The following is an 11,652-nucleotide window of genomic DNA, read 5'->3' as shown; positions in this document are numbered from 1 at the left end:
CGAATTATACTCACACCGTGGTTATCAATGTTGGTTGCAATTAACAATTAATTAGATATATAGAGTTACTCCCTACTCCCTAGTCCCTACGAGTTATTCCCCGAATTAAACCGGATTCCTATATTGATTTGAGATTGCGAATAAAGCGATTAACAACAATAAAAACAGAATCTTTAAAAAAAATAAATAACTGGTTTGTTTGAACTATGTTCGCAATACAATAATTAGTAACTGCATATACAAAAATTTACTTTACTAACTTGGTGATATAGCTTTTTGAGTACAGCTTTAAGTTTTTTTTGAGTACAGCATTTTAGTTTAAACTGGCTCAAATTATTGCTACAGAGGATTTTTTTAGCGAGTACATTAATCATAAAACCTGTACCTAATAAATACTAGAACCATTACCTATAAATACCAGTCCCTACACCCAAAAATAATTTTTAATCTAGTCATAGTCTAGATTCAAGGCTAATGAGTACAATTTAATAAAATTCAATAAATCCAATCGATACTCACAAAGCGAGCATTGATAATGTCATCTGATATAAGCAGAAAAAGCACATACCGATGCCACAATCGGAACGACAGATAATTATCAATTCGCGAAAAACATGGATGGTGCAAACACTTCTGTCAGCGTCAATCAGCCCGGAACCAATTTCCTGAAGCTTCTACAAAAAGACTGGATGATTATTTTCGAGCGTGACCCAGCAGCAACTAACTGGCTAGAAGTCTTGTTCTGCTATCCTGGATTTCACGCCTTATGTTTGCATCGTTTAGCCCATTGGTTGTACCGTTGTAACATTAATTTGATTCCCCGTTTGATTTCCCATCTCGGACGATTATTGAGTGGAATTGAAATTCACCCAGCCGCGCAAATCGGTGAAGGAGTGTTTATAGATCACGGGATGGGAGTTGTCATTGGTGAAACCGCGATCGTAGGAGACTACACGCTGATTTATCAAGGTGTAACTCTCGGTGGTACTGGTAAAGAAACGGGTAAACGTCATCCTACTATCGGCAAAAACGTTGTAGTCGGTGCTGGTGCTGCGATTTTAGGTAATATCCAAATTGGCGATCGCGTTCGTGTTGGTGCGGGTTCGATTGTGTTGCGAGATGTTTCTTCAGATTGCACGGTTGTAGGAATACCGGGTCGTCCAGTTTCTCGCAAGCAAGATGTTAGTCTCTCACCCTTGGAACATGGAAAGCTTCCGGATTTAGAGGCTACCGCAATTTGCTCGTTACTGCAACGGGTAGAACACTTAGAAAATCAATTGCAAAACTTAAATATTGATGTATCCCACAAAGAGCTTTTGACAAAGGAACGTCAATAATGTTACCTCCACCGGCTTCTAATGCTGTACATCAAATTGTGCAGATTCCACGTTACCAACGCTGGCAAATCTACCACCGCTTACAAGAGTTAAATATTCCCTGTTCTTGTTTGTCAGATGGTTCTTTGCAGGTACAAATAAACAACTCGGTTGCAGCGATTTTACTTCGCTCTACTGTAATTCAATTTACCGCATCTCGACCATCATTAATTGATTGGCTCCAAAGATGTTGGCAGCTTTAAAAACTTTGTACCTACTTAGTCTCTACGTTGTTAATTACATAGAGATAATCCAGAGGAATACAATATCGATTAAGGTTTCCTGAGATATAAAAGGTAGGTAACAAGCTTTCCATTTACTATAAAATTTGTCAGTTAAACTGAGCCGTGTTTCTTATTTTTATAAAAGAGGTTTCTTTTTCTATGATGCTAACACCTCACAGCGATACAGAATTTATAAATTTTTTAAAAAAGGAGCTTTTACTTACTAGTTGTGATATTTCTGTCGCAGTGCGAAAAAGCTCTTTAGATAAAGGACCTTTGCCAATGCTACTTTGGAAGTATGGTTTGGTTGACATTGAGCAGTTAGAAAGAATTTTTGATTGGTTGGAAAAGCAGTAAACAATAATTATGAATTAGTAATCAGTAATTAGTAAATATTTTGCAATGCCCAATTCCCAATCCCCAATTACCTATCCCCTATTTTATATGTTTTCTACTTTAATTGCTGGAATTAGCCTATTAATTTTTTCGACATTAACGAAAAGTTACATGAGCTATATTTTACTTAGAGAAATGCAAGATATTCCGGGTAAGAAAATTATTAATTGATACCAAAATCTGGTTCTTTGTCATACAAAAGTATTTGATTCATTGAGTAATAATAATTAAGGATGAATGGGTCGCTATGAAAAAGGTAATCATGTTTTTTCATAATTGACAATTTATCAAAATGATTCATTCTAATATTTACTTAAAGTTTTGACCATAATCATTCAGGGGTGTTAATAACAATCCCATAGAGGTATTTTTGGAGATGAATCAACTACCTGTCTTAATTAATGACACAACGCTGCGCGATGGCGAACAAGCTGCGGGTGTTGCTTTTAATTTACAAGAAAAAGTTGCGATCGCCAGGTTTCTTGACGATGTTGGAGTACATGAAATAGAAGTCGGTATTCCAGCGATGGGTGAAGAAGAAACTCGCGCTATACAAGCAATTGCTAACTTGAATTTGCGAGCAAAACTTTTAGCTTGGAATCGTGCTGTAATCTCAGATATCAAGGCAAGTATGGCTTGTGGATTGAAGCGGGTACATATTTGCATTCCGGTTTCCGGGGTTCAAATTAGCACCAAGTTTCAGGGACAATGGCGGATTACTTTACAACAGCTTAGAGACAGCATTAACTTTGCTTTAGACAATGGACTCTGGGTTTCTGTCGGTGGAGAAGATGCTTCGAGAGCCGATAAAAATTTCTTGTTGGATGTCGCTTTGTATGCTCAAGAACTAGGTGCTTCTAGATTCCGCTTTTGCGATACGGTAGGAGTCCTCGACCCTTTCGCTACTTACCATCGCGTCAAAAAATTAGTCCAAACATTAGCGATTCCCGTAGAAATCCACACCCACAATGATTTTGGTTTAGCCACAGCTAACGCTCTTGCAGGTATCGAAGCAGGATGTTTAACTGTGAACACAACGGTAAATGGTTTAGGTGAAAGGGCTGGAAATGCGGCTTTAGAAGAAGTTGTCATGGCTTTGAAACGCATTTATCATTTGGATGTAGGTATCGATACTCCAAAATTGCTCGATTTATCTCGATTGGTAGCAGCCGCATCTCGCTGTAGCGTACCACCTTGGAAAGCAATTGTGGGCGAAAATACCTTTGCTCATGAATCAGGTATCCATGCTCATAGCGTGCTGCAAAACCCGATGACTTACGAACCATTCAGTCCCGAAGAAGTCGGTTGGGAAAGACGCTTAGTAGTAGGAAAACATTCTGGTAGACACTTATTGTCTCAAGTGTTAGAAGAAAACGGCATTAATCTCAATTCCGAACAAACCCAATCTGTTTTAGAAGCAGTGCGTCAAATGTCGGTGGAGAAAAAAGGTAGTCTGACTACTAAAGAAGTATTGGAGTTAGTACAACAGGGTAAATATTCCCATGCACTCAGATGAAGAAGAATTAGAACTTGATTTACCACCAGTTTTTGAACTTAGTGATAAAGTCAAAATTCTCAACCCAATTAAAAACGACGGTACTTATCCGGGTAAAAAATTAGGAGAAGTTTTAATTAATCCCGGAGAAGTTGGTTATGTCATAAGTATAGGCACGTATTTACAAAGAGCTTACGTTTATGCAATCCGTTTTATGGACAAGGATATTGTCATAGGTTGTCGTAAAGAAGAATTAGAACTTATAGAAAGAGTTGAACAATAATGAAAGTAATGTTACGTAAAAATGGTGCCGGTACTTTAGTCGTATACGTCGCTAAAAAAGACTTAGAAGAAGAAGTTGTTAAACAAACTGATGGGGAATCTGGTCAAATCTTAACTTTAGCAAACGGTTGGGAATTAGAATTTTCTGATTTTCCAGAAGCAAAAGATTTACCTAAGACAGTAGAAGCTAAAAGACTCTCATAAGAATGAGCAGTGAACAATTAACAATTAATAGGGAATAGGAACTAAGTAGTAAATCAATAATCTCTACTAACTCCTAACTCCTAATTCTTAATTTTTAAAGATTCATAATCCATTGACGCGGAAGTATCTTTCCGTGTTGGTAAGTAGATAGGCGTAATTAAATATAAGATAAAACCTCACCCTTAATCCCTCTCCTTATTAAGGAGAGGGAAGCCGGAATCCGAGTAAGATTTTATATTTAATTTGACTCACTTACTTAATCCAAAATCTAAAATCCAAAATCTAAAATCTAAAATTGATATGGGTGATAATTACCGGACTTTATCCGAATTTAATTTGAAAGGTGAGTTTGTTGCTTTTGTGGGAGACAAGTTAGAAAAAGCAAAATACTTACAATTAATAACTCAGACTGGAGAAATTAAGCTCAAACTACCAAAAATTTTACGCAAATATGCGGCTTCATTTTTAGCACCTGGAAAGCAAATTAATGTTTTTGGAGTTACTAAATTAAATTTAACTACTGGCAAAACTAAATTAAAAGTCTATGGGATAAAACCAACAGAAACCTGTCCCAAACAAAGCAGTGAAGCTAAAAGTAAACCCAAAATTTTAGTCTGTCAAAAGCCTGGTTGTCGCAAAAGAGGTAGTAACAATATTTTACCAGAATTGGAAAAGATTTTGCGCGAAAGAGGACTTTATGACAAAGTTGCGATCGAGCATACTGGCTGTTTAAAATGTTGCAGTTCGCCTAATTGTATTTTAAAGTTGGGTAAAAAAGAATATCGAAAAATTCAGCCAGAAGTGATTGCGACGATGTTAGAAAAACACTTGAGTTAATTATATTTAAGATTTTTCTGTAAAAACAAATAACCAATGTAGAGACGTTGCACTGCAACGTCTTTCATCCCTCCGCGTCCCTTTGCGTTTAAAAACCTCCAATCCCTTCCTCACACCAACTCTTCCATTGCTTTTTGCAAATCACTCGTAAAATCCCCAACCACAATTCTCGCAGCTTTACGACTCGCTTTATAATCCGCAAACCGATCGGAAATTGATAGCGGTTCCCCAATAGTAATTCTCACTTTTTGTTTACCTAATTTCGGACGCTTAAACGGATTACTACCTTTAATTCGAGCCACCATATCCCATATCAACAAAGTTGTTTCCGCAAACCTTTCGGCTGTGGGTTTTTCCCGGACATATTTACCCGTCACCGCAACAAAGCTTTCTACCAATCGCATATGCCACATTCTTGAATTGGCTTCTTCAGCAACTCGATCGGCTAATCTTTTTTCAATAGTTGATAATGCTTTAATATCCTTAAAATCTTCTCTAAAAATATAGTTCCAACTCGCTTGTTCTACCCGACGACAGCGGTCATTAAAGTTACCTTTTGGCTGTAAATCAAAATAATCTTCGGAAACTTTTAAAGCACTATCTAATAATGCTTTCAATCGTGCAGTTATCGCTTCATTACCATCGCTGGTTTCCGTTTCTGGTATATTTAATTCAGATGAATAACGGTAAAAACGTTTGTAAAAATCTTCCATCACCGACAATAAATGTGCTGCTAAACCAATTAACCGGGGATAAAGCATTTCTTGTGGTAAAGCTGGATCGTAGCCGTTTTCATCTATAGGTATACCGCTGGCTGCTTCCAACTCGCTGATTAATTTGGCGATCGCTTCCCACGGCGGATTCGTATAACTATATTTAATCCCAACTGGTAGAATAAAAACCTGTTCGCTGCGTCCGGCTTTGTGCAAATCTTCCGCACACCAAAAGCCTAATTGCGCTATTCCCGGCTCTAAAGGACTAACGATCTCGCTCAGTCCATTTGTAGCTCCTTCCGGTGCCGCAGCCATTGGGAACAGCCCGTCTGCAAACAAACTCCGCGCCGACTTTAACCCCGTCCAATCGGCTTTTCCTCGATATATCGGGGTACCACCCATGCGTGAGAAAAACCAGCCAACATAGGAACCAGCCCATAGAGGAATTCCGCGATCGTAAATAAAATGGGTGTGAAGGGGATACTTGAGCTTGATTCCTTCTTGTCGCGCTATTTTGGGTACGATATGGGAAAACAAGTAAGTTAGAGCAAACGGATCTTCTGTTTGAGGATGGCGAAATGCGATTAAAAAACGAATTTTTTTCTGCTGAAATTCATCAATTAATTTTACTAAAGTTTTGACGTTTTCTGCTTCAATTTGACTAATGATGGTTAGCGATTTGATCCAAGCTGGTAATAACAACTGGGTAATTCGTAAAACAGTCGGGTTAAACGCTGGAGGAATAAATTCTAGGGGTGGCTGTGCTTGGTTAATATCGAGGGACAAAGTGATTTTCTCCTAAAGAGAGGGAGTAGGAAATAGGGAATAGGAGTTATTCCTCGTTCCCAGCCTCCAGGCTGGGAATGCATTTCGAGAGGCTCTGCCTCTAACTTCACCACATAAGTTTTAAGGGGTCATGTGTTTTACCCAGCATAATTAATGTGGTCGAGTACTAAGGTAACTCTCCTGAAGACAGAGCCTTCTAAGATGGGTTCTCAGCCGGTCTGCTAGAAACCAGTTATAATCTAATTTTTTTTAGGATGGACAAACCCGTGCAAATTATATGTGAAACAGCTTAACACTAGGTTTACAAGAAAGCTCTTTCCTGAGTATATTTTCTGAGTGCATCAAAATATAGATTATCAAATCTACAAATCCGCAAATCCGCAAAGGGGAGATATTATGCGACTGTCAAAAATGCTATTCGTTACGCTTAGGGACGATCCAGCTGATGCTGAAATCCCCAGCCATAAGTTACTAATCCGCGCTGGTTATATTCGTCGCATCGGTAGCGGTATATACGCTTATCTCCCGTTGATGTGGCGGGTTTTGCAAAAGATTTCCCAAATTGTTCGCGAGGAAATGAACGCGACGGGGGCTATGGAATGTCTTTTACCTCAGTTACAGCCTGCGGATTTATGGAAGGAGTCGGGACGCTGGGATACTTATACTAAGGCTGAAGGTATCATGTTTTCGCTTATTGACCGTCGCGAACAAAATTTAGCTTTGGGCCCGACTCATGAGGAAGTAATTACCACTATTGCGCGGGATACGATTCGCTCTTACCGTCAGTTACCGCTGCATCTCTACCAAATTCAAACTAAGTTCCGCGATGAAATTCGTCCCCGCTTCGGTTTAATGCGCGGTAGGGAATTTATTATGAAGGATGGCTATTCTTTCCATACCGATGAAGAAAGCCTCAAACAAACTTATCAAGATATGTATCAAGCCTACAGCAATATGTTTCGCCGCTGTGGTTTGCAATTTCGCGCTGTAGAAGCCGATTCTGGGGCTATTGGTGGGGCAGGTTCTACGGAATTTATGGTGTTGGCTGAAGCTGGGGAAGATGAAGTTCTCTACACTGATGATGGAAATTACGCTGCTAACGTGGAAAAAGCGGTTTCTTTAGCCCCTGACGCAGAAACTTCTAATTTTACAACTTACGAAAAACGAGAAACTCCCAAAACCGAGACGATTGAGAAGCTTTGCAAAATGCTCGGTTGTTCTTCTACTCAAGTTGTCAAAAATGTGCTTTATCAAGCAGTTTACGATAACGGTACGACTATATTAGTCTTGGTAAATATTCGCGGCGACCAAGATGTGAATGAAGTTAAGTTATATAACGAATTAACTAAGTTAGCTTCAACTTATAAAGCAAATACTATTATCTCTTTAGAAGTACCCAGTCCGGAAGCACAAGAGAAGTGGGCGACCAAACCTTTACCTTTAGGTTATATTGCTCCGGATATTGGCGATGATTATATTAAAGCTGCTAAAGAAGTTCATCCCAAGTTTTTACGCTTTGTAGATAAAACCGCAGCGGATTTAAAAAACTTTGTCACGGGTGCGAATGAATCGGGCTATCACGTAGTTGGGGCTAACTGGGGAGAACAATTTAAATTACCAGAATTAGTAGTAGATATACGTACAGCTAGAATTGGCGATCGCGCTTGTCATAATGCAGAACAAACCTTGAAATCGGCTCGCGGTATCGAAGTCGGACACATCTTTCAATTGGGTAACAAATATTCCAAAGCGATGGGAGCAACTTTTACTACCGAACAAGGTAAAGACAAACCCTTAGAGATGGGTTGTTATGGTGTGGGAGTTTCGCGCATGGCTCAAGCGGCTGTAGAGCAATCTTACGACGAAGACGGGATTGTTTGGTCTGTAGCAATTGCCCCTTATCATGCCATTGTGACGATTCCGAATATTAAGGACGCTCAACAGGTGGAAGTAGCCGAGAAACTTTACGCAGAATTAAATCAAGCCGGAATTGAAACCCTTTTAGATGATAGAAGCGAACGTGCGGGAGCTAAATTTAAAGATGCCGATCTAATCGGTATTCCCTATCGGATTGTCACCGGAAGGGCGATCGCTAACGGTAAAGTTGAAGTTGTCGAGCGCAAAAGCAGCGAATCCTACGAAATTGCCATCGATGAAGTTGTATCTACTTTAAAGCAGAAGATAAAAGATGCTTTATGCATTTTAAATGAGTGAATTCATCTATTGCCGATTTCCCATTGCTGCTTGAAATTTAATTACGTTCGGAAGATGAGCAAAAATCTTTGTTAATAAGGGTAGAGACGGGGCTAAACCAAAAGAAAGTTAAACAAATTAAGTCAATTGAAACCCTAGTAACTGTAAATGAGGAACAAGTTGCGCCACAATTCGTGTAAGGAATAGAAAAAACCTTAATCTTCATATTAGATTTACGTGACTGTAGAAGGTGACGGACTTCTGGTAAGAATTCTAAAATTAAGTCATAAGACCGTCGAAACCTTTCGGCGGCTTTTGTGGAAATTCAACTGTTATATACAAAGCGTAGAAAAGCTTATAAGAGCGATCGGTGTTGTCTACCAAGCCCCTCACACAGGTACAGGTACTAGCCAATATAAAAGGTGTCATATGAAAGAGCAACCAAAAAATAATCGTATTTCTTCTGGTGTAGCGGCAACGATCGCGACTGCGGCTGTAGCAGTTGCTGGTGTTGTGGGTTATTTTGCGATGAATAGTCCCCGCGAGACTCCTGACGGTCCCCCAATTGTAAACGTTTCACCGAACCCAAATCCAGTAGAAACACCGCAAGTTGCTAAGGAAAAAACTGCTACGGTGTATTGGCTTCAGGAAACTCAAGATGGTACCAATTTCCAGTTAGTACCACAAAGCGTTCAAGTCCAAGCAGATATTAATAAACCTTCGGAGTTTTTAGAAGCATCTTTTCAACGTTTATTAGCGGGACCGACAGAAGGAAGTGGTGGGTCTTCTACGATACCTCAAGCAACCAAATTGTTAGGTGTTAAAGCTGAAGGGGACGAAGTTCGAGTTAATTTATCGGAAGATTTTCAATTTGGTGGTGGTAGCGCTTCCATGATTGGTCGGGTAGGACAAGTTGTTTATACTGCTACAGCTTTAAATCCGAATGCTAAAGTTTACCTTGACTTGAATGGTAAACAAATTGAAGTGCTTGGTGGTGAAGGGTTAGAGTTGCAACAGCCGCTCACTCGCGATAATTACAAGAAAAACTTTGAGCTTTAATTAAGCGTTAAAAGGATTTTCTGTTATTAATCGTATCTGAACCAAGGAATTGGGGGATTCTCCCCCAAACCCCCGATTGGGAGGACGGCTGCGTCCCCCAAACCCCCTCCAGACTGGTCTATTTGTTTTTATCTCAAGCTGATTGTTTTTTTACTTTTGTCGATTAATCTTCTTATTTGAATTTGTTTGAATTTATTTATTAGTATTTGCTATTTTCCCAATTCCCATTACCCATTACCCATTACCAATTCCCCATTACCCATTACCCATTCCCCATTCAATTATTTTTAAACCCCTGAGATTGTAAATAAATCCGGGGGTTTAATGATTTTTAGAATCTAGAATCCAAAATCCAAAATCTAAAATCCAAAATCGGATCATCTACCGTTTAAAACCCGAAAACTGCGGGCTTGTTGTTCTAACCTGCTGGCCAGACGTTCGCAAACTTGGTTACACAAATCGAAAATCATCTGGTCTTCCACACGATAGTAGGCACAAGTTCCTTCACTGCGGCGGCTGAGAATTCCCGCTTGCCACATTACCTTGAGGTGTTTTGATACATTTGCCTGAGAAGTATGGGTTGCTTCTACGAGTTCTTGGACGCATTTTTCTTCGTATCGAAGTAGATGCAATAACCGTAAGCGCATCGGTTCGCTCAACAGACTAAAGTATTCAGCTATTTGTTGCACCACATCTGATGGTATAGGCAACGTTTGTTTCATCAGAATTAACCCGCCGCTAAGGTCACTAACTTTTTTTACAATTACACATTCGTTATATAGATTAATACTTAATCGGGGTTTATTCGCATTAAAGCTTGACCATATTCGACGGGAGAACCATTTTCTACCAAAATTTCCATGACTTTACCTGATAATTCCGCTTCAATTTCGTTCATTAATTTCATCGCTTCAATGATACATACCGTATCACCGCGACGAATGCGATCGCCTACTTCTACAAATGTCGCTTCTCCTGGTGCAGGAGCGCGGTAAAAGGTTCCTACCATCGGTGAATAAATTTCTATTAATTTGGAATCTTTCGCCGTAGAGGTCGCATTACTTTGTCCTCCATTGCCACTATCTGAACTGCTGCGACTTGGATTTTCTACTGTCAGCGACACTTCGGGAGCGGGAATGCTAATTGGAACGGATGGTACTGCAACTGCTTCTGATGCGATTTGATGCGGATAACTAACACCCCTGCGTACCGTTAATTCAAAATTTTCGCTTTTAATATTTACTTCTGAAATATCCGTTTGTGCGATAGTCGCTAAAAGTTGGCGGATTTCGTTAAAGTCTAATGACACAGTAAAAATGTCCTCATAGAATCAGTTTATAGATAATCAATCGATATATGAGCTTTTCTGAAAACGGTAGGGATAAATATCCCCCCGCAGTAAGATGACAAGATGGTTTTTCCCAAAAATAAATTGAAGTTGTAGTTATTCTCTACCCATATACTTATCGTCACGGGTATCGATACGGATACGTTCTCCTTGAGAAATAAACAAAGGAACCATAATAGTTGCTCCAGTTTCGAGTGTTGCGGGTTTAGTACCACCTGTAGCGGTATCACCTTTTACACCGGGGTCAGTTTCCACAATTTCTAGGACTACAGAATTGGGTAATTCGACCTCTAGTACTTGCTCATTCCAGCGAACCACATTAACTTCCATCCCTTCAGAAAGGTATTTAACGCGATCGCCAATTTGTGCAGAAGTTAAACGGCTTTCTTCATAAGTTTCCATATCCATAAAGACGAAATCATCACCTTCTTTATAGGTATGCTGCATACTACTTTTTTCCAAAGTAGCTTGAGGTACCGTTTCTCCAGCTCGGAACGTTTTTTCTACAGTATTACCACTCGTAACACTTTTTAGTTTCGTCCGCACAAAAGCAGAACCTTTACCTGGCTTAACGTGGAGGAACTCTACCACTCGCCATACCGAACCATCTAATACAATCGAGACACCAGATCGAAAGTCGTTACTCGAAATCATGACATTTTCTTAATGATGGGAAGACAATCGGCATTTATTGTACCCCCCTATAGAAGAAATAGGATAATTCCTCATTGGAAATTGA

At 39.5% G+C, this 11,652-nt stretch carries 13 protein-coding genes; 9 read left to right on the top strand and 4 right to left on the bottom strand.

What is annotated here, in order from left to right:
• Window positions 1-614: 614 nt before the first annotated feature.
• The 7 genes from cysE (at window position 615) to VB797_RS02160 (ending at window position 4,814) form a co-directional block, all read left to right on the top strand.
• Window positions 615-1,337, top strand: a complete 723-nt coding sequence (gene cysE, locus VB797_RS02190) for a serine O-acetyltransferase (RefSeq protein ID WP_323235981.1) — start codon at window positions 615-617, stop codon at window positions 1,335-1,337.
• Window positions 1,337-1,579 carry an Asr1405/Asl0597 family protein gene (locus VB797_RS02185; RefSeq protein ID WP_323235980.1) on the top strand — a complete coding sequence of 81 codons (243 nt, stop codon included), beginning with the start codon at window positions 1,337-1,339 and terminating at the stop codon, window positions 1,577-1,579. The genes cysE and VB797_RS02185 overlap by 1 nt, the downstream gene beginning before the upstream one ends.
• Window positions 1,580-1,759: 180 nt before the next feature.
• Complete coding sequence (locus tag VB797_RS02180) at window positions 1,760-1,957, top strand: DUF2949 domain-containing protein (protein ID WP_416350828.1); 198 nt, start codon at window positions 1,760-1,762, stop codon at window positions 1,955-1,957.
• A gap of 415 nt (window positions 1,958-2,372) precedes the next feature.
• Entirely contained in the window at window positions 2,373-3,512 is a 1,140-nt protein-coding gene (gene nifV, locus VB797_RS02175) for a homocitrate synthase (RefSeq protein WP_323235979.1), read from the top strand.
• On the top strand, window positions 3,499-3,774 hold the full coding sequence (locus VB797_RS02170; protein ID WP_323235978.1) for a nitrogen fixation protein NifZ: 276 nt from the start codon (window positions 3,499-3,501) through the stop codon (window positions 3,772-3,774). The genes nifV and VB797_RS02170 overlap by 14 nt, the downstream gene beginning before the upstream one ends.
• Window positions 3,774-3,977, top strand: coding sequence for a putative nitrogen fixation protein NifT (gene nifT, locus VB797_RS02165; RefSeq protein ID WP_323235977.1), 204 nt, complete (start codon window positions 3,774-3,776; stop codon window positions 3,975-3,977). The genes VB797_RS02170 and nifT overlap by 1 nt, the downstream gene beginning before the upstream one ends.
• 300 nt (window positions 3,978-4,277) lie before the next feature.
• On the top strand, window positions 4,278-4,814 hold the full coding sequence (locus VB797_RS02160) for a (2Fe-2S) ferredoxin domain-containing protein (RefSeq protein ID WP_323235976.1): 537 nt from the start codon (window positions 4,278-4,280) through the stop codon (window positions 4,812-4,814).
• A gap of 110 nt (window positions 4,815-4,924) precedes the next feature.
• On the opposite strand, the gene VB797_RS02155 is transcribed toward VB797_RS02160, so the two are convergent.
• Window positions 4,925-6,313, bottom strand: a complete 1,389-nt coding sequence (locus tag VB797_RS02155) for a 1-acyl-sn-glycerol-3-phosphate acyltransferase (RefSeq protein WP_323235975.1) — start codon at window positions 6,311-6,313, stop codon at window positions 4,925-4,927.
• Window positions 6,314-6,709: 396 nt separating this feature from the next.
• Here VB797_RS02155 and proS point away from each other — a divergent pair, with 396 nt between their 5' ends.
• Both proS and VB797_RS02145 read left to right on the top strand, forming a co-directional pair.
• Window positions 6,710-8,527 (top strand): proline--tRNA ligase, encoded by a 1,818-nt coding sequence (gene proS, locus VB797_RS02150; protein WP_323235974.1) that lies wholly within the window; start codon window positions 6,710-6,712, stop codon window positions 8,525-8,527.
• A 408-nt stretch (window positions 8,528-8,935) separates the two neighbouring features.
• Window positions 8,936-9,565: a GerMN domain-containing protein gene (locus tag VB797_RS02145; RefSeq protein WP_323235973.1), complete on the top strand. Its 630-nt coding sequence runs from the start codon at window positions 8,936-8,938 to the stop codon at window positions 9,563-9,565.
• Window positions 9,566-9,942: 377 nt separating this feature from the next.
• Here the strand turns inward: VB797_RS02145 and VB797_RS02140 are convergent, their stop codons facing one another.
• The 3 genes from VB797_RS02140 to efp form a co-directional block, all read right to left on the bottom strand.
• Window positions 9,943-10,287, bottom strand: a complete 345-nt coding sequence (locus tag VB797_RS02140; protein ID WP_323235972.1) for a metalloregulator ArsR/SmtB family transcription factor — start codon at window positions 10,285-10,287, stop codon at window positions 9,943-9,945.
• A gap of 68 nt (window positions 10,288-10,355) precedes the next feature.
• Window positions 10,356-10,874 (bottom strand): acetyl-CoA carboxylase biotin carboxyl carrier protein, encoded by a 519-nt coding sequence (accB, locus tag VB797_RS02135; RefSeq protein ID WP_323235971.1) that lies wholly within the window; start codon window positions 10,872-10,874, stop codon window positions 10,356-10,358.
• A 135-nt stretch (window positions 10,875-11,009) separates the two neighbouring features.
• Window positions 11,010-11,567, bottom strand: a complete 558-nt coding sequence (efp, locus tag VB797_RS02130) for an elongation factor P (RefSeq protein ID WP_323235970.1) — start codon at window positions 11,565-11,567, stop codon at window positions 11,010-11,012.
• Between the last annotated feature and the right edge of the window lie 85 nt (window positions 11,568-11,652).

Source organism: Rivularia sp. UHCC 0363 (assembly GCF_034931125.1).
Taxonomy (GTDB): Bacteria; Cyanobacteriota; Cyanobacteriia; order Cyanobacteriales; family Nostocaceae; genus Rivularia.
The sequence above is the reverse complement of the archived record's forward strand: the minus strand, read 5'-3'. Positions and strand labels throughout refer to the sequence as shown.

Coding starts and splice junctions, on each gene's coding strand:
- VB797_RS02170 (WP_323235978.1), top strand. CDS start 3,499: ATGCACTCAGATGAAGAAGAATTAGAACTTGATTTACCACCAGTTTTT.
- proS (WP_323235974.1), top strand. CDS start 6,710: ATGCGACTGTCAAAAATGCTATTCGTTACGCTTAGGGACGATCCAGCT.
- nifT (WP_323235977.1), top strand. CDS start 3,774: ATGAAAGTAATGTTACGTAAAAATGGTGCCGGTACTTTAGTCGTATAC.
- cysE (WP_323235981.1), top strand. CDS start 615: ATGGATGGTGCAAACACTTCTGTCAGCGTCAATCAGCCCGGAACCAAT.
- VB797_RS02140 (WP_323235972.1), bottom strand. CDS start 10,287: ATGAAACAAACGTTGCCTATACCATCAGATGTGGTGCAACAAATAGCT.
- VB797_RS02180 (WP_416350828.1), top strand. CDS start 1,760: ATGATGCTAACACCTCACAGCGATACAGAATTTATAAATTTTTTAAAA.
- VB797_RS02160 (WP_323235976.1), top strand. CDS start 4,278: ATGGGTGATAATTACCGGACTTTATCCGAATTTAATTTGAAAGGTGAG.
- VB797_RS02145 (WP_323235973.1), top strand. CDS start 8,936: ATGAAAGAGCAACCAAAAAATAATCGTATTTCTTCTGGTGTAGCGGCA.
- VB797_RS02185 (WP_323235980.1), top strand. CDS start 1,337: ATGTTACCTCCACCGGCTTCTAATGCTGTACATCAAATTGTGCAGATT.
- efp (WP_323235970.1), bottom strand. CDS start 11,567: ATGATTTCGAGTAACGACTTTCGATCTGGTGTCTCGATTGTATTAGAT.
- nifV (WP_323235979.1), top strand. CDS start 2,373: ATGAATCAACTACCTGTCTTAATTAATGACACAACGCTGCGCGATGGC.